Source organism: Erythrobacter mangrovi, assembly GCF_013260645.1.
Classification (GTDB): domain Bacteria; phylum Pseudomonadota; class Alphaproteobacteria; order Sphingomonadales; family Sphingomonadaceae; genus Qipengyuania; species Qipengyuania mangrovi.
This window is the reverse complement of sequence record NZ_CP053921.1, coordinates 2,677,644-2,695,162: the sequence shown is the minus strand read 5'-3', so window position 1 is coordinate 2,695,162 and position 17,519 is coordinate 2,677,644. Positions and strand designations below refer to the sequence as shown.

General features: G+C 60.3%; 13 protein-coding genes. 6 read left to right on the top strand and 7 right to left on the bottom strand.

The annotated features are described in order from the left end of the window. The first annotated feature begins 54 nt into the window (after positions 1-54). From HQR01_RS13425 to HQR01_RS13410, 4 genes are all read left to right on the top strand, one after another. A complete protein-coding gene (locus HQR01_RS13425; RefSeq protein WP_173215405.1) occupies positions 55-426 on the top strand; it encodes a hypothetical protein in 372 nt (123 codons plus the stop codon). After that, a complete protein-coding gene (locus tag HQR01_RS13420) occupies positions 423-2,243 on the top strand; it encodes a type IV secretion system DNA-binding domain-containing protein (protein ID WP_173215402.1) in 1,821 nt (606 codons plus the stop codon). Before HQR01_RS13425 ends, HQR01_RS13420 begins: the two co-directional genes overlap by 4 nt. Then, a complete protein-coding gene (gene mobF / locus HQR01_RS13415; protein ID WP_173215400.1) occupies positions 2,243-4,990 on the top strand; it encodes a MobF family relaxase in 2,748 nt (915 codons plus the stop codon). The genes HQR01_RS13420 and mobF overlap by 1 nt, the downstream gene beginning before the upstream one ends. 221 nt (positions 4,991-5,211) lie before the next feature. Further along, positions 5,212-6,096, top strand: coding sequence for an ArdC family protein (locus tag HQR01_RS13410; protein WP_173215398.1), 885 nt, complete (start codon positions 5,212-5,214; stop codon positions 6,094-6,096). A 6-nt stretch (positions 6,097-6,102) separates the two neighbouring features. Here the strand turns inward: HQR01_RS13410 and HQR01_RS13405 are convergent, their stop codons facing one another. From HQR01_RS13405 to HQR01_RS13375, 7 genes are read right to left on the bottom strand one after another with little or no spacing between them, the layout of a single operon-like run. Next, positions 6,103-6,813 carry a M48 family metallopeptidase gene (locus HQR01_RS13405; protein ID WP_173215396.1) on the bottom strand — a complete coding sequence of 237 codons (711 nt, stop codon included), beginning with the start codon at positions 6,811-6,813 and terminating at the stop codon, positions 6,103-6,105. After that, positions 6,810-10,043, bottom strand: coding sequence for a type I restriction endonuclease subunit R (locus HQR01_RS13400; protein ID WP_173215394.1), 3,234 nt, complete (start codon positions 10,041-10,043; stop codon positions 6,810-6,812). Before HQR01_RS13400 ends, HQR01_RS13405 begins: the two co-directional genes overlap by 4 nt. Continuing rightward, entirely contained in the window at positions 10,040-11,683 is a 1,644-nt protein-coding gene (locus HQR01_RS13395; protein ID WP_173215392.1) for a hypothetical protein, read from the bottom strand. The genes HQR01_RS13400 and HQR01_RS13395 overlap by 4 nt, the downstream gene beginning before the upstream one ends. After that, positions 11,680-12,855, bottom strand: a complete 1,176-nt coding sequence (locus HQR01_RS13390; RefSeq protein WP_173215390.1) for a restriction endonuclease subunit S — start codon at positions 12,853-12,855, stop codon at positions 11,680-11,682. Before HQR01_RS13390 ends, HQR01_RS13395 begins: the two co-directional genes overlap by 4 nt. Beyond that, positions 12,848-14,365, bottom strand: a complete 1,518-nt coding sequence (locus HQR01_RS13385) for a type I restriction-modification system subunit M (protein ID WP_173215388.1) — start codon at positions 14,363-14,365, stop codon at positions 12,848-12,850. Before HQR01_RS13385 ends, HQR01_RS13390 begins: the two co-directional genes overlap by 8 nt. A gap of 60 nt (positions 14,366-14,425) precedes the next feature. Beyond that, complete coding sequence (locus tag HQR01_RS13380) at positions 14,426-14,680, bottom strand: DUF2188 domain-containing protein (RefSeq protein ID WP_173215386.1); 255 nt, start codon at positions 14,678-14,680, stop codon at positions 14,426-14,428. Then, positions 14,681-15,391: a restriction endonuclease subunit S gene (locus HQR01_RS13375; RefSeq protein ID WP_173215384.1), complete on the bottom strand. Its 711-nt coding sequence runs from the start codon at positions 15,389-15,391 to the stop codon at positions 14,681-14,683. Positions 15,392-15,685: 294 nt separating this feature from the next. Here HQR01_RS13375 and HQR01_RS13370 point away from each other — a divergent pair, with 294 nt between their 5' ends. Continuing rightward, positions 15,686-16,771 carry a DUF5655 domain-containing protein gene (locus tag HQR01_RS13370; protein WP_234030173.1) on the top strand — a complete coding sequence of 362 codons (1,086 nt, stop codon included), beginning with the start codon at positions 15,686-15,688 and terminating at the stop codon, positions 16,769-16,771. A gap of 203 nt (positions 16,772-16,974) precedes the next feature. Then, complete coding sequence (locus HQR01_RS13365) at positions 16,975-17,199, top strand: hypothetical protein (RefSeq protein ID WP_173215381.1); 225 nt, start codon at positions 16,975-16,977, stop codon at positions 17,197-17,199. Positions 17,200-17,519 lie beyond the last annotated feature (320 nt).

Below are 17,519 nucleotides of genomic sequence, written 5' to 3'. Positions count from 1 at the left end.
CGCAATTCCGCCATTCTTCGCGATGGCGGATAGCATCGCCACCGGAGCGAAGCGATGAGCGCGCGTGCTCAGACGGTGCGCCTCAGTCCGTCGCAATATCGGGTGCTTGCAGACTTCGCCAAACGTCGCGGTCTTTCCGACTACGCCATGCTGGCGCGGGTCGTGGAAGCGGGCTTTCTCGCCATGCTCCACGGCAAGGACAAGGAGACCGATCTTGCAGAATTGACGCGCGAGATAGGGGCAATATCGGAGCGCATGGCAGAGGCCGAAAGGGTGCTCGACCGCACACTGTTCACGGCCTGTGCGGCCTACGCTTACGCCCGCCATGCGGCGCTGGGAACGAAGAAAACCGACGAGACAATTGCAGCCGAAGCGCGCGCCGCGTTCGAGCGCCAGCGCTCGCTTGCCCTGGAGATCGAGCCATGAATTCGAACATCGATTTTGTCACGCGCGCCCATGCCTTGTGGCGTGTGCGCATGGCGCAATGGCAGCAGCGGTTTCGCTTCTTTTCGACGATCACTGTCGGTGCAGCAGGGGCCGGAGCACTCATCGCCCCGCAGTTCCTGCTGCATGGGCCTGCGATAACGACAGCGGTGCAATATGCGTGGGCCAACTTACTGACCCTGCTCGGTTCCCTTGGGGGCAGCGACATCAAGATGAACATTGCGATGGAAGGCCAGCGCTGGACCGTTTCCGCCGCCTGGTTTGCTTCTGAACCGCTCTTCACTGATACCTTCTGGCAGGTCGTCAGAGTGATCGCTGGCGGTGCAATCACGGGCTTTGTGATTGGCCTGTTCACGGTCTGGGTGCTCCAGCGCACCATGTCCGAACAAGGCAAAGATACGCTCGCCGACCGGGTGATCGGCGGCACGCGCGTGGCGGATGAAGAGGATGTCGCTGCGCAAACGACATTGCTCTGTGGCGGGGACGCCCTGCGCATCGGCCCGGTCCCGGTTCCGCGTCGGATCGAGACCCGTCACTTTGCCTTTCTCGGCACAACTGGCAGCGGCAAGACCACTGCCCTTCGCCAGATGCTCGATGGGATCGAGAGGCGCGGCGAGGCAGCTTTGGTCTATGACACGTCGGGCGAATTCATCGCGCACTATTACAACCCCGCGCGCGGGGATATCATCCTCAATCCCTTCGATGCGCGCTGCGCCTTCTGGACGCCCTTCGACGAGATATCGCACCCCGCCGATGCCGACCGGATAGCGCGCCAGCTCGTTTCGGAAACCAGCAGCCAGGATGACGATGTCTGGCTGGAAACAAGCCGCATTCTTGTCGCCAACATGATCCGCTCGCTCTGGGCAGAAAAGAACTGCAGCCTCGAAGCTTTGCTCGAAGCCTTGCAGGTCAAGGACAAGGTGCAATTGAAGGAGTGGCTGGGGCACACGTCGTCGGCCCGCACCTTTGCCAATGACGCTGACCGCGCCACCGGCAGCGTGCTCTTCATGCTCGCCAAGGCTGCAAACCTGATCCAGTTCCTGAAGGTCGAAGATGAGGAAGAAGATCGCTTCGCCTTCCGCGATTTCATCGCCAAGCTGGATGAGTGCGAGTGTGCCAGGCCCTGGATCTTTGTCCCCCGCAAGGAAGACTATTTCGAAGCGTCCAAGCCGCTGATGGCATGCTGGCTCGAATGCGCGGCGAGTGCGGTGCTGGGTCTGTCCCCGTCGCCAGACCGCCGCATCTGGTTCGTGCTCGACGAACTGGCCGACCTGCCGCGTGTCGAGAACCTCGCTCGCCTGCTGCCGGAAGGACGAAAGTTTGGTGCGGCCATTGTGCTTACCTTTCAGGCGCTCGGGCAGATGCGCAATCGCTATGGTGACAACATCGCCGAGGCCATGCTGGCCTGCTGCAACACCAAGCTGTTCCTGCAAACCGTCGATCAGGAAACCCGCAAATGGGCGAGCGAGACCATCGGCCAGTGCGAGGTGGAATTGCGGGTTGCCACCGACACACTGTCGATTGGCAGCGAAGTGCCGCGCACCACCATTGCTACCCAACGGCAATTCCGCCCCGCCGTGCTCGAAAGCGAACTGCGGCTCTCTCCGCATCAGGGCTATCTGCTGCTCCCCGATGGCCTTCCCGTTGCACGCATCGGTCTCACCGCCGATCATATCACCCGGCGTGGCGAGCCGCGTCAGCCCGGTTACGTGCCAGGCGATCCGGCAGGGACGCTGTGGAACCGAGTTAGCGAGATCGCGAAAGGTGCCGAGCCCGACGCGAAGCCGGGACCGGTGTAGTGGTCGCTTCAGTCTCGGCCCTGTCGAGTGCCGGGCAGGCTGCGAACTATTACGAAGCCGACGACTATTATGCCGAAGGCGGCATGGCTCCGTCCGAATGGTTTGGCGAGGCATTGGAGAAGCTGGGCCTGTCGGGCGAAGTCGATCGCGAGCAGTTTGCTGAATTGCTCGAAGGCCGCGTTGCCAAGCAACAACTTGGCACCACGCGTGATGGCAAGGTCGAGCACCGGCCAGGCTGGGACATCACACTGTCCGCGCCCAAGTCGGTCTCGATCATGGCCGAGGTTGCCGGAGACAAAAGGCTGATCAAGGCGCACGGCGCAGCGGTGAAAGTGGCGCTCGCCCATGTCGAGAAGCACATGGCGGCAACGCGGATCAGACAGCGCGGCGAGGTCCGGCGCGAGGTGACCGGCAACCTCGCCATCGCCACTTTCCGTCATGCTACGAGCCGGGCGCAGGACCCGCAGTTGCACACCCACAGCGTGATCATCAACGCGACGCAGGACAAGGATGGCAGCTGGCGCAGCCTTGAGCCGCGCGCCTTCTATCAGTTGCAGAAGGAAATTGGCGCGATCTACCGGCAGGAGCTGGCGCATGGCGTTGCCGCGCTGGGTTACCGGGTCGAGGCGGGCAAGGACTCGCTGTTTGAGATCGCAGGCGTTCCGGAGAAGGTGGTCGATGCGCTGAGCCAGCGCACAGCAGCAATAGATGCCCGGCTTGCCGAGCGCGGCACCAGTCGCGAGCAAGCCAGTGCCGCCGAAAAGCAGATTGCCGCTCTCGACACGCGCGAGGCCAAGACCAGTGCGGATCATGGCAGTTTGCGCGCCGAATGGCGGGCGACTGCCGATGCCAACGGGTTCGACATGGCAGTGCGAGACAGGCTGATCGGTCAAGCGAGAGAGCAGGCCAAGAGCAGCAAAGCGACTGCCAGCCCGGAATTACTGGCACGGCAGGCGGTGACATGGGCCGCTGCCAAGCTATCCGAGCGAGAGGCAGTTTTCGCGGCAAGCACGCTGGCACGCGAGGCAGGGGAATTTGCCTTTGGCAAAGCCGGGCACGGCTCCATCAGTGCTGCGATTGCCGAGGCCGGAGAGCGCGGCAAGCTTGTCCCGCGCACTTTCCTTGACCGGTGCGGCGCGGAGTTTGCCGGGTTCACCACCCCGCAGGCCATCGACACCGAGCGAACCATGCTGCGCCTTGAAGAGGCCGGACGCGGCATGGCGCAATCGCTCGTCAGTCCGGTAGCGGCGGCTCGGGCCAGCGAGCGCGCTGCACGGCAGTCGGCACGATCCGGCTATGCCTGGACCGATGACCAGAAGCGGGCGACCGCAGATCTGCTTACTACGCGGGATCGTGTCGCCGCCGTTCAGGGCTATGCCGGGACCGCGAAGACCACGACCGTGCTCGCTACTTATGCGCGCGAGGCAAAGCGGCACGGGCTAGCGGTGACCGCGCTTGCACCGACCGCATCGGCAGCGACCCTGCTAGGCGAAGCGCTCGGCCTACGCGGCGATACCGTGGCGCGGCATTTACTCGCATCCGAGGCCAAGACAGCGGGCAAGGACGCCGTCTGGATCGTCGACGAAGCCTCGATGCTCTCTGCTCACGACATGGCGAAGCTCTTGACCCGTGCTGACAAGTCCGGAGCAAGGCTCGTCCTAGTCGGCGACGTCAAGCAGCTCGGATCAGTCGGCGCGGGCGCAGCCTTCGCCCAGTTGCAGCAGGCAGGCATGGCGACCGCGAAACTTGCCGAGGTGGTCCGGCAGACCAATGCCGAAACCCGCGAAGCCGTAATGGCCTCTATCGAGGGCCATGCTGGCAAGGCCCTGGCCGCACTGGAACGCGGCGGCGGCAAGGTGCTCGAAGGTGCAACGCCGGAGGTGCGCCTTGAGGCGATGGCCCGGCACTATCTGGCCCTGTCGCCAGCAGAGCGCGCACGAACGCTGGTAATCGAGCCATCCCGCGAAGGCCGCGACAGGCTCACCAGCATAATCCGTGCGAAACTGACCGAGCGCGGCGAGCTGACGGCAGGAGCCATGCGGTTCGATGCTCTGGAGGCGAAGGGCCTGACCCGTGCCGAAGCGCGCGAGGCAGTAAGTTATGCCATCGGCGATGTCGTCCGGTTCAGCCGCGATTACGCCACCAAAGGTGTGCGCCGGGGCGAAAGCTTTGCGATTGTCTGTATCGATCCCGAGCGCGGGCGGATTGCCCTCGAAGGCCGCGATGGCCGTTCGCTTGACTGGCATCCCCGACAGTGGGGCGCTGGCAGAGCCGAGGTGTTCGAGCCGAAGCCGATGGAGCTGCGCACCGGCGACCGCGTGCAATTCACCCGCAACGACGGCGAAGCCGGACGGGTCAATGGCCTTGGCGGTGCCGTTACCCGCATCGATTCCGACCGTGGCCGGGCAACGGTAAAGCTCGCCAACGGGCGCGAGCAAAAGCTCGATCTCTCCGATCCTCGCGATGCCCATTTGCGCCACGCCTATGTTCAGACCGCTCACGCATCCCAGGGACAGACCGCCGAGCGCGTCCTGATCCACGCCGACAGCCGCTCCACCAATCTGGTCGATCAGAAAATGCTCTATGTTGCCCTGTCACGCGCCAGGGCAGAGGCTGTGGTTGTCACCGACGATAAGGCCCAGCTTGTCCGCGCAATCTACGAGCGCGCAGGCGAGAAGCAGACGGCTATGTCTGCGAGCACTCCCGAAGCCGGAAAGTCAAAGGCAATGGGTGCCGGGTTGGGCTGATCAAAAGCCTTGGCAGCGGAAGACCATGGCATCCTTCGTCCTGCCGTTGGAATGAACTGCTCCTCTTCGACAGGCCGTGCCGGGCGGGATCAACAGCCTGCCCGCACCATTCGGGCTCACGCCCTCCCGTGTTGGCTGTTCCGCGTAACCGCTGACCCGCCCGGACAATCCGGCCCGTCCCTTCATCCGCGTTCCCAACGATTGGACGAAGGATTTTCACCATGGCTAGCACCACTACCGCCAGCATCTACAACACGATCGCCAACCAGATCATCGCCGCCCTTGAACGCGGCACCGACAAGTTCTCGCTCCCTTGGCATCGCAGCACTGCTCCGCTTTCGCGCCCCATGAATGCGGCGACTGGGAAAGCCTATCGCGGGGTCAACGTGCTCGCCCTCTGGGCCAGTGCCGAAGCGCAGGACTTCGGGCATGGCCTCTGGGCAACCTATCGCCAGTGGCAGTCGCTTGGTTCCCAGGTTCGCAAAGGCGAGAAGGCTTCGCCCATCGTTTTCTACAAGGTCTTCGACAGTCGTGATGACGATCAGGCCGAGGAAAGAGACAGCTCGATCCGCATTTTCGCGCAGGCCTCGCATGTGTTCAACGCCTGCCAGGTCGAAGGCTACGCCATGCCCGACGTGCCGGACGGCGAGGACTTCGACCCGATCCCGCAGGCGGACGCTTTCGTTTCTGCCACGGGGGCCACCGTGCGCATCAACGGCGACAGCGCCCACTACACGCCCTCGACCGACACCATCACCATGCCGGACCGCGAGCGGTTCTTCGCAACGGCCAACGCCAGCGCGGCGCAGAACTGGTACGCTACCTTGTTGCACGAGCTCGTCCATTGGTCTGGTGCCGACCACCGTCTTGCGCGGGCTTTCGGCAAGCGGTTCGGCGACGATGCCTACGCTATGGAAGAACTGGTGGCCGAGCTTGGTTCAGCATTCCTTTGCGGCGACCTTGGTCTTTCCTCCAGTCCGCGTCCGGATCACGCCAGCTACCTCGCGAGCTGGCTCAAGGTGCTGAAGGCCGACAATCGGGCGATCTTCACCGCCGCGAGCGCGGCGGCCAAGGCTGCCGAGTGGTTGGAAAGTTGCCAGGAGTGACGGCAACTAAAGCAAGATCTTTTCGAGCCTTGCTTTTCTTTTTTGATGATCCGGCATCATACGATCGAGAAGGTTCCAAAACTCCGCACCATGGTTGCGGTGCTCAAGATGGCAAAGCTCATGAACAAGAACATAGTCGATGCATTGCCGAGGAGCACGGACGATATGGCGGCTCACGACGAGGTTTCCACGTGACGTCAAGCTTCCCCAGCGATGAGTTAAATCTCGAACGATCAAGCGCGGGAGTGGATGATCCAAAACGGCAAATGGGGCGAACACCTTGTCTAGGCGTTTGCCGATTATCTCTCTGGCCTGTGTGAGATACCAACCGTCTAGCAGTGCCTTGCGTTCCGCAATGCGGTTCGGTCGGTGCATTGTTAGGACTATGCGGTCGCCCGAAGTCTTGACCGACTGCGCTAATCCAATTTCAGCCGATAGCCGATACTGCCGACCAAGAAAGAGGTGTGTCTCACCCAATTCATATGTGCGTGCGGGCGTTCGGGGCCGCCAGCGTTCAGCGTTCATCTGATGATAGCTTATCCAACCGCCGCGCTTCGCAATTCGTTCGATCACTTCCTCAATATCGGCAACATTCGGGACTCGGACAATAACGTCTCCGTGAGGGTCCACGGTAATTGACATCGTCTTGCGTTCGGACCGAACCACCGAAAACGGAATTGACCGCCCGCCCCACGCTGCAACGCCTTTCTCGGTCATTTGGGCAAGCGTTCACGAGCGATAGTCAGAATTTGATCGACCAATCCGTCGATCCTTTCGGGATCGAGCGAAAGCCCAAATTGCTCTGGGGCGGTATCAAAGAAGAAGTCGTCGGCAGCGGCGCGCATTCGGTTCTGTTGATCGCGATCTTCTTGCCAGCCCACCCTGCGATGTTTCTCGACAATTTCCAGCAGTTTGAGTGCGATGTCAGGCGCATGTTCTTCAGCCTCCTGCGATAGTTCGCCGAGCTCTTTCGCTATTACGCCCCAGAACGCCACGGCATGACCATTGCCGCGTAGCCCCTCCGGAACTTCCTTCGATTCCGCACGGGCATGCGCCTGATCTTTTAGCCCACGTGCCTTCTTCAGATATTCCTGTTCGCTGATCCGCTTTTGCCGGAAGCTGTCGATCGTGTCCTGCACCAGCTTGGAGAATGCTTCGTAAAAGGCGGGATCTTCATCCCAGTTTTCAGTGATGGTCCGGCTGATCTGACTGGTTATTTCATCAGCGACGGACGCAGCGCTCCGCCCGCCCGCCATTTGCTCCTCAATGGCTCCTTCATCAAAAATGTTGAACGGATCGACCACGGTATCGACACGGTGCGCAGTGATATGTTCGGCGAGCAGTTTACGGACGCGACCTTCGTATTGTGCCCAATCGATAGTGTCGGCGTAACGGCGGCGGACATCCTGGCGCAGCAGTTCGAAGCGACTGAGATCCGCCTTCCAACGGTCCAATCGTTCGCGCGGAGCAGATTCGACAAATTGGCGTGATGACAAGGCGACGTTCAGCGTTGAGGCGAACGCCGAAAGTTTGCGATGAAAAAGATCGCGCATCGCCTCATCCGCCAACGCTTGCGCATAGGCTTCCTGATCGTAGCGGTTAGCCACGCCCGCGAAGAGATCGAGCAAATCCGAATGCAATCCCGGCAGCTTCTCGGCTTCGGTGCGAATTGCGAAAAGTGCGCTGTTGATATCGGCATCGTCGAAGCCGGCCAGAGCATCGTAGCTTTCCAGTGCCTCGTTAAGCTCGCCCAGAACGCCGCAATAGTCGACGATGTAACCGAAGGGCTTTGGCGGTGCATCGTCGGCGTCGAACACGCGATTAACGCGGGCAATGGCTTGCAGGAGATCGTGTTCCTTGATCACCCGTGTCAGGTACAACACTGTATTGCGCGGTACGTCGAAACCAGTCAGCAACTTGCTGACTACAATCAGCAGGTCGGGACTTTCGGGTGAATCAAACTCCGCCACGATCGCTTCGTTGTATTCGTCCTCGGTCTTGTAACGGGCCATCATCTCGGCCCAGAACCTCTTCACCTCCTTTTTCGGTGCGACTCCAACCTGATCGTGGCCTTCGCGTTTGTCGGGCGCAGAGATAATCACTTCAGCTGTGACCTGATCGACTTGGCCCTCGTTGAGCGCGTCGAATAACGTCCTGAGCATCACCGCAGATTGCTTGTCAGGTGCGACAACCTGCCCCTTCAGTCCGGTTCCCTTGAAGCCTTGCAGATAATGCTGTCGGATATCCCAAGCGATCGCCTTCAGTCGCGCTTCAACTGTCTGTATCACCCCCGGCGCGCTCATTCGCCGCTTGAGTTCAGCTTTCTGTTCCGGCGTCAGGCCGTCACTCGAACGTTCGAACCAGGCATCGAGCGCCGCGGCGTTGAGGGTTTCCGCTACAATGCGACCCTCATAGAGGAGCGGCACAACAGCCTTGTCCTTCACCGCACGCGAGATTGGGTAAGAATCGATAAGCTCGCCGAATTTCAGAAAGGTGTTTCGCGCCTTGTCCTTGAACAGCGGCGTGCCGGTGAAGCCGATATAACAGGCATTCGGCAGCACCCGGCGCATGTCTTCGTGCATCGAATCGTCATTTCCGTATTGGCTGCGATGGCTCTCATCGACGAGAACAAAGATGTCCGAACTGTCGGACGCGAGCGCCCGTTTCCGCACGCCTGAGCGGAACTTGTTGACCAAGGTCGTCACGAGTGGCGCGCCGTCTTCGATCAACTTCATCAGATGCTCGCCGGTGCGCGCCTGAGCGGGTTCGAAGCCTGTGGCAGCGAAGGTCTTCTTGATTTGCCGGTCGAGATCACGCCGGTCGGTAACGATCACAATTCGAGGGCTCGCGTCCTTCAAGTGGAACGCCAGCGCACGCGCTAGCATGACCATCGTGAGTGATTTACCCGAACCCTGCGTGTGCCAGATCACCCCGCCTTTGCGGCGTCCGGCTTCGTCGCGCTGTTCGATGCGCTCAAGAATTCGATAGACTGCTGAGACCTGCTGGTATCGTGCGACCTTCTTCGTGCCTTTGTCAAAGAGGGTGAAGCGTCGGGCCAGATCGAGCAGGCGGTTTGGGCGGCACAAGCCGACAATCGTCTTGTCGAGTTCCGTCACCCAGCGATGCCCCGCTTCGCGCAGTGCATTGTGGCGGCGGGCGTGAGAGGCGAAATCGGAAAGGATTGCGGCCATGACGTCTTCGGGCGGCTCAGCGTTTACTAGAGCGGCGACTTCCGCCTCGCTCATCCCACCGTGCGCGGGCTCGTGCCACGCCGACCAGAACTTGGCAGGTGTACCAACAGTGCCATAGCGCGGCTCGGCAGGGTTGCCGGCGATCAGCAATTGAACGGGCACGAAGAGTTGGGGAGCGCCTTCAGCCTGGCCCTGATTCCGGATAGATTGGCTAATGCCCTGCGATGTCTTTTCGCCCGACCGCTTGAGCTCGATAACCGTCCACGGTATGCCGTTCACAAACAGAACGATGTCACAGCGGATTGCATCGTTTCGCCCATCGACCGCGTACTCGGCGGTCATATCGAAACTGTTCCGTTGCCACTCGCTTTCGCCCCAGGCGACGAAGCGCAACTGCCGCTCGCGGGTCAGTCCATTAATCGTCTGGGGAACGGCAGTCCCGAGCTGAAGATAGTCGGTCGCCAGTTCATTGGTCCGGAGAAGTCCGTCGAACCGCAGATCGCGCAGGCGAGAAAGCCCTTCGTCGATGGCTTGGCTTGTGAAGGGATGATCCACTCCATCCTGATCGATGCTGTTGATCGACGCCAAAGCTTCCTGAGCGAGAGGGGTTAGTATGACCGAACTACGGTGTCCCTTTCGCATCGCGTCAATTTCCGCGCGGGTGCGGTAGCGCCAACCCATATTGGCCAGCGTCGTCAGCACTTGCAGCTGAACGCCGCCGCTTTCAGACAGCGCGAATTCGGGGGAAACGGTCATGACATGTCGTTGGGCAGGTGGGACGGCATCTTGCCGATAATCAGGCGGCGACCCTCTTCATCCCAAGCGTAGTACATGCGGAACTGCTCGGAATTCTGGCGCGAATTTCCGTATTTGAAGTGGTCGTACAGGACCCAGGTGATCGTGCCTTCCCTGACCGAATATTCCGGCTTCTCGCTGGCCTTCTCGCGGCGAGTGAAGCAGCCTTCGTCTTCGACCCCAAGTGCAGCCAAGGCGCTTGTTGCGGCCTCTTTCCGGTCGAGCCCACCTTCAAGCTTGAACGGAATCCAGTGGTCACGAATGGCCAGCAGAGTGTTGGCAATCCGCTCCAGCATGTCGGGGTGCCCGTTCTTTCGGCACTCGCGGATTGCCTTGTTGTGAATGAAGATGTGGGGGCCAAGCACTTCGTCGGCCCAGTCCTCCAGATCGTCGTAGCTGGCGAGCTCCCGCTCTGCGGATTTCTCCTCGACGACCGTCGCATGCTGGGCCGAAGAGCGGAGGCGATAGTTTTCCGCTTTGAGTCGACCGATCTCGTCCTGCATACGCTGGACGTCTTGCTGCGCGGCCTTTTCGGCAGAGGAGGCAATACGCTCAAGGCCCGCCGCAACTTCCAGCTGCTCCTTCAGGTCGGCAACTTCGTCCTGCAATGCGGCGATCTGTGCTTCGAGCTTCTCGGTTTCGCTGCCAACCGTCTCCATGGCAACGGTCGCCGACGCAGCCTTGCGGAGCTGGCCGATGTGCCAGAAGCGCGTTTCGCCTTCGTTGTCCTGAAAGCCGAGCGGAAAGATGCGTTCGGCAAGCTGGTTGATCAGCGCGTGATTTGGCCCGGCCTTCGGGATGAGCCACAGAGGATGCTGAAACGGATCCTCGTCCTCTTCTTCGATCCCCGGCATGTAGATGCGCACGCCACCATTGAAGGTGGACATGCGCTTGCCGATCAGGCGGGTAAGCTCCCAACTGGTTTCAGGACCAGCAGCATAGAGATGCGCAGCCCCCGACAGCCGGACGCCGAGCTGGTGCAAATTGACCTGCGACCACCCATCATAATCGGTGGAAACGACCACGATGGGCAGGCGACGCTTAGGTCGGTAGATCAGCCTCGCCAGAGTATCCGCGTCGTCATGCGTGGTCAGATTTGCAGGTGCATCGGTGATCGCTTCGCCATCTGCCTCGGCGGAGAGCGTGGAAAGGAGATCGTAGATCAGGCGCGGCCGGCTAGGCCTGATGTCTGGGCTGTTCGAGGGACGCCGCACCATTAGTTGCGCGCCAAACCGGACCAGGCCGCCGATCGGCCTTTCCACGAACATCTCGGTCGACCAGGTTTCACCGGCACTGGGCTTCGAGCCGGGCTCGTCGATGCGCGCAGCCCAGATGCTGCCACTGTGGTCGTCCACACGCACGGCATGGCAGGGGTGAAAGCCATCCGCCCCGCGCGTATCGAAGCTTGCGAGCGCGCGCGCTTCACCCGGCAGCGCCCCGCCAATCTTCCCCGCCAGCCAATCGACGGCGAACTGCGCCGACTTCTCGAAGGCATCCTTGTCTGTCAGCGAAAAGCTGATGCGGCTGACTGGGCGAATCTGCGTCGCGGACGGAGCGGGCTGCTCGATCAGTGCGCCCAAGGCTTCGGAAAGCTGGCTCATATTAATGCTACCTCCATGACCGCACTTTGGTGTTTGTGATCAAATGAGAGAATTTTCTGCATCAGGCCACGCCTTTGCTCGCGAAGCAGCGTCGCACGTTCCGCAAGTAGATCGATCTCGCGATCAAAAGCGTCGAGCAATTCGGCAGTCTCATTCTGCTGGGAGATTGGAGGCAATGGCACCGATACCTCACCCAAGTCACCGGCACTTATCGCTGGATAGTTGGAACCCGTCAGCCTCGCATTAATCTGGCGCTCGAAATCCGGGCTCGTAAGCAAATGATACAGAAACCTCGGATTGAGTTTCTCGCCACCTCCCAAAACAGCGTATCCAGTCGAATAGACTGCCTTTGGATTATCTGGCGCACGGAAGCATCGTCGCAACAAAGGACGTACCGTTGAATAGATTGCGTCTCCGGGTTTGGCCAAGCGACGTGCCCGAGAAGGGCTCTCGCCGAAAGTCATCCAGCCAGCGGCATCGAGCTCGTCATTAAGGTCAGTCGCGATAGGAAAATACTCGAACTCGAAATTGGGGTCTGTAGCTTCTGAAAGTGACGAGGCATTGATCGACGTAACGGTCTTGAGGGCGGCAAATGGAACGTCTGGTCCAAGTGCCCCAAGGATTTGAAACGTGAGATTCCGTTTCCGCTGCTGTTTGGCCAAGATCATGGCGTCGGTTGCTTCGATGGCGCGCTCGAAGTCTGCGAGCATTTCCGCAATCCGCCGCTGTTTGGTTATCGGCGGAACTTCTACCGGAATTTGCGTGAAGTCTTTGGCATAGAGGCGAAGGCGATCGTTGGTGAGGCCATAGGAGTATGCCCAGAACAGATAGATCATCCGCTCGGACTTGAACCAATATGACGCGAACAGGGGATCGATCATCTTTTTCGGGCGAACGACCACATAAGCCGGGCTAACGATGCCGTCTTCAGTGGCAAGGCCCGATGCGCCCTGCCACATACGCATCATGTTGTAGGCGATGTCGCCGGGACGGACGCGCAAATGCTCGCCATCCTCCAGTTCGCTTTCTGTCTTACGGTCGATGGAATCGCGTCGGACCAGGCCATCATGCATCGTGACCGAAAGCGTCGGTAGACCTTCGCTCCCCTTCTCGCGACTGATCGAGAAGAAGTCGCCCAAGGTGCCGCGCATCATGGCATCAGGCTCAGCCATCGATCCCGAGCTCCGCGAGGTGCAGCTCGATCCGCTTGCGCGTCTCGACCAGTTCTGTCTCCAGACGGTCAATGTCCTTCTGCAATGCCGCCACGTCGATTTCGGGCTCGGGCTCGTAGGTATCCACGTAGCGCGGGATGTTGAGGTTGAAGCCGTTGGCTTCCATCTCGGCAAAGGTGACGATGCTGGAGTACTTGTCTTCAGTGCGGCGCTCCATCACAGTCGAGACGATGTGCTCGACTTGGTCGTCGCCCAGCGCATTCTGGCGCTTGCCCGGCACGAATTCGCGCGAGGCATCGACGAAGACCACGTCCTTGACGTTCGCGCGCGCGCCACCCTCTTCGCGCGCCCGGTCGAACACGAGCAGGCACACGGGAATGCCGGTCGAAGGGAAAAGCTGCGCGGGCAGGCCAACCACGGCGTCGAGCAGGTTTCGGCGGACAAGGTCTTCGCGAATGCGCCCTTCCGCCGCGCCGCGAAACAGAACGCCATGCGGCGCAATGCAGACCACGCGCCCTTCGCCCCGCTTGGCGATTGCCAGCATGTGCAGGATGAAGGCGTAATCGCCACGGCTCTTGGGCGGGATCACCGGCTTGAACCGCTTGTAGGGATCGGTTTCGGCGACATCCGCGCCCCATTTGTCCAGGCTGAACGGAGGGTTGGCGACGACACGGTCAAACTGCATTAGCCGGTCGTCTTCAATCAGGGCGGGCGACGTGAGGGTGTTGCACCATTCGATCAGCGCATTGTCCTCGCCATGGAGGAACATATTCATGCGCGCCAATGCGTGGGTGGAGCCGTTCACTTCCTGCCCGAACAGCCGGTGGTCATCGGACTTTGCCGCCTCGCCCGCACGAATAAGCAGCGCGCCGGAGCCGCAGGCCGGATCGCAGATCGTCATGCCGGACTTCGGATCGGCCAGGCGGGCGACGATCTCCGAAATCTTGCGCGGGGTGTAGTATTCGCCCGCCTTCTTGCCACCGTCCGCTGCGAAGCGGCTGATCAGGTAGATATAGGCTTCGCCGATCGCGTCCTCGCTGACCTTGTCTGGCGTCAGGACCAGCGAAGGCTTGGCAAAATCCTCCAGTAGGAGCTTGAGCAGGCGATTGCGCTCCCTGGTCGCACCGAGCAGGGTCTCCGAGTTGAAGTCGATCGGGCGAAACACGTCCTTGAGCTTCGCCTCGTTCTCGAGTTCAATTTTTTCCAAGGCCTTGTTGATCAGCTCGCCGAGATTGTCGGCCAGGCGCTTGGCGTGGATGGTCTTGAAATCGGTACCTTCCGGCAGGACGAAGCGAGCGCGCTTCATCTGCCGTTCGACGCGCGGGTCATTGGGACCGTACCGCTGGGCGAGGTCCTTGCGCTGCCATTCAGCATGGTCCGAAAGGTACTTCCAGAACAGCACGGCAAGGATCAGATCCTTGTAGCGCGTCGCGTCCACCGCCCCACGGAACGTGTCGCATGCTGCCCACACCGCGTTGTTAAGATCGTCCTGATCAAGTTTGGTCGTCATGTCTTGCCTCAATTCTTATCAAGGGTGAGCGGGGCGACCTTGCGGCCGCCCCGCCTTTCTTCACCCGCGCGGCGGAAACGGATCGTTGCCGTAGCTTTCGCGTTCGGCGATGGTCCCGTCCATGTTGTGGATGAACAGCTCGCCCTTGATCGAGCGGGCGTAGGACCGGCCATAGGCAATGGCCGGGGGCTTCGTCGAAGAGCGCGTCAGGACGGTGCTACTGCCACCTTCCTTGACCTGCCATTCGCCCGGATGGGCGTGCCAGGTGACGTGCACAGTACGAAGCCGGTTGCGGTTCTGAGAGAGAATGTTCATTTAAGGGGTACTTTCTGTATCAGCGGAAAGAAGGTCTGAGGACGTTTGCGCGTCGTTCAGACCGGTTATGCGCCCGTGCTGGGGATTGCCGTCCTCGGCACGGGCCTTCACCATCGCACGATGGAGAAGTTCGGAATGGAGGCGCTTGCGGCGCTCCATGATTTCTTGAAGGATCGTCAGCTCCTGCTGCGCTTCGAGCGCAAGTGAGCCGATCATGCGCTGCTCAATCATAGGGGGCAGCGGGATTTCCAGGTCGGCAAGGGTGGGGCGATTGAGGCGCACGAAGCCCGTGCCCTGTGCCCCTTGCGCCAGATTCGCCTGAATGTGCGGTTGGTTGATGTAGGCAACGACGTAGGCCGGTTCAGCGACATCGCGGTCCACCCGGATGACGAACAGTTCGACTGTGGGGTAAGCATCGACATGCTGCTCACCCACCATGGCTGCCGAGAGATCGGGCCCGCGGCCACGCACGACGATGTCGTCGATGCGCAGCTGCGAATCGGAGCCCTTGACCGGACCCCCACCTTCGACAGCATCACCGACGATTTGGCCCTCGATGACATTGGCCAGGCGCAGATAGCGAGCCTCATCGCCTTCGGGTGCGGGCGTCGCCCCCATGCTGATGTCAGAGATGTCGCTCAATCGCTTCATGAACGTGCCATTATGCCAGACTGCGAAGCTGTGCAAGTTTTTTGGTGTGAACAACTTCAAACTGTGGTTTTGAGAGTGGTGAAGGTCTTGGGTGGCTGCCCTGCCGGGCGACCTGCTCTATCCGCTGACGCGGACCGGGCCTGTAGTCCCGGCCCGTTCGGGTGACGATCAGGAGCGGTTTGAAGCGGAGCGGGAAAATCTGGTGGACGCGCTCTGTCCCGCGCATTCTGCGCTCCTGAGGGCGCGGCATCCTTGAGCTAACCCGCAGGCACTCTTGCCTCTCTCATTGCCGGAGGCCCGCTGGCGCACTGACCGCGCGCGCAGGACCTCCGTCGGCTTCGCGCCGTTCCAAGGGTGCCGTTCCTTCTTGATCGCAAGGCGATCCTTTGGGATGGCCGTAGAGACCTTCCTTTGCACTGTGTTCGACCAAGAGGATCGATCGAACATATTGCAATTGCGACGCTGTCGATCCGGCGACTACAAGCACTTAATAACCGCCCGCTACAAGATGCCGAGGTAAGAGCCGATATGAGCGACATTAAACTTTACCGAATGGCTCAGGGCGGCGTTGCCGAGTTGTCCGGCGGAGCGGTTGCACTGGAGAAGTCGCTGCAGACTTTGTTCGAAGCCAATCTTGAGAGCCTTCTCGGTGTTCGTTTTCTTGCGAGCGAGTTCATCACCAACGAGGGCGGTCGGATGGACAGTCTCGGGATCGACGAGAACAACAGCCCGGTGGTGATCGAGTACAAGCGTTCATCAAACGAAAACGTGATCAACCAGGGCCTGTTCTACCTCGACTGGCTGATGGGACACCGCAAGGACTTTGAATGGCTTGTGCTGGAGAAGCTCGGCAAAGACGCAGCCAAAGCCGTCGATTGGTCCGGGCCGCGCCTGATCTGCATTGCCGGAGATTTCGGGAAGTATGACGAGCACGCGGTCAAGCAGATGAACCGCAATATTTCGCTCATCCGCTACCGAAAATTCGAAGGAGACCTTTTGCTACTGGAACAACTTACGTCGGCTAGCGCGAAGGGGCCGACTTCAGTCGCTGTGCCCGCTTCGCCAACTGGCGCCAAGCCAAACTACAAAACTATCGAGGATCAGATGGCGGAGGCTCCCCAGGCTTTGACCGACCTCTACCACCTGATGTCAGACTTCATGCTGGCACTTGGCGACGACGTCGAAACCAAGACGACCGCATATTATGTGGCCTTTCGGCGCATCAAGAACTTCGCCAGCCTTGAGTTCCGCAACCAGGCCAAGAAGCTGCTGGTCTATGTCAAGGTTGATCCCGACTCTGTCGTGCTTGAGCAGGGCTTCACGCGTGACGTGCGCGGTATCGGTCATTTCGGCACTGGCGATCTTGAGATCACGATCCAGAGTTCCGCCGATTTCGAGAAGGCCAAGCCGCTGCTGGAAAAGTCCTACGAGGTGTCCTGATCACGCTATGCCGCAAGCGATGGATTTCCTCCGCGTCGTTTCGGTCTCGTTTTGAGCACCCTTACTGCCCGCACGCGGTCAGTCTTCAATGCCCGGCCCGCGCCAGTTCGCTCCGCTCACCCGTGTTGGACATGAATCCTGCCCTTGGCCGTCCGGCCTTCCCGTTTGGTGCAACGAGCCACCAGACACGAAAGGAAATCATCATGGCACGCAGCAATACCGCACCCGCGCAGGAGACCAATCCGCCGGACTTCCTCGCTTGGCACGTCGCCAACAAGGGCGACAAGGGTTTCTGGACCCGGATCGGAGCAGCATGGTTCCACCGTGACCGCAAAGGCCTATCGCTTCAGCTGGAAGTGGTGCCAATCAATGGCCGGATCGTCCTGCGCACGCCGCTGGACGACGAGAAGAAGGAGCCGGGCGCTTAGCGCCCGGCCTTCGGGCGGATGATAAAAATTGGGCCACTTCCTGCCTTCCGAATTTCGAGGAGCGAGCTGGCCATAGCTGCCGCTCGCAGTCTGTGTTTGCCACACGGCAACCCACGATCCAATCCAAACCGTTCATGACCGGTCGGCGGGGTCGTCGAGGATGCCTCTTAACAGTATCGAAGAGTATTATACCGTAATTTACTATAGCTCATTCAAGTAATTGAGTTGCTGTTTCATTGCTTTATCTCACGATTTAATTCATTCAATCGTCAACCCGCTCTCTCAAAAGCATACTGACAATGTTTCAACGTTGGCGAAAT

Coding starts and splice junctions, on each gene's coding strand:
- HQR01_RS13410 (WP_173215398.1), top strand. CDS start 5,212: ATGGCTAGCACCACTACCGCCAGCATCTACAACACGATCGCCAACCAG.
- HQR01_RS13405 (WP_173215396.1), bottom strand. CDS start 6,813: ATGACCGAGAAAGGCGTTGCAGCGTGGGGCGGGCGGTCAATTCCGTTT.
- HQR01_RS13365 (WP_173215381.1), top strand. CDS start 16,975: ATGGCACGCAGCAATACCGCACCCGCGCAGGAGACCAATCCGCCGGAC.
- HQR01_RS13425 (WP_173215405.1), top strand. CDS start 55: ATGAGCGCGCGTGCTCAGACGGTGCGCCTCAGTCCGTCGCAATATCGG.
- HQR01_RS13385 (WP_173215388.1), bottom strand. CDS start 14,365: ATGACGACCAAACTTGATCAGGACGATCTTAACAACGCGGTGTGGGCA.
- HQR01_RS13420 (WP_173215402.1), top strand. CDS start 423: ATGAATTCGAACATCGATTTTGTCACGCGCGCCCATGCCTTGTGGCGT.
- HQR01_RS13380 (WP_173215386.1), bottom strand. CDS start 14,680: ATGAACATTCTCTCTCAGAACCGCAACCGGCTTCGTACTGTGCACGTC.
- HQR01_RS13400 (WP_173215394.1), bottom strand. CDS start 10,043: ATGACCGTTTCCCCCGAATTCGCGCTGTCTGAAAGCGGCGGCGTTCAG.
- HQR01_RS13390 (WP_173215390.1), bottom strand. CDS start 12,855: ATGGCTGAGCCTGATGCCATGATGCGCGGCACCTTGGGCGACTTCTTC.
- HQR01_RS13395 (WP_173215392.1), bottom strand. CDS start 11,683: ATGAGCCAGCTTTCCGAAGCCTTGGGCGCACTGATCGAGCAGCCCGCT.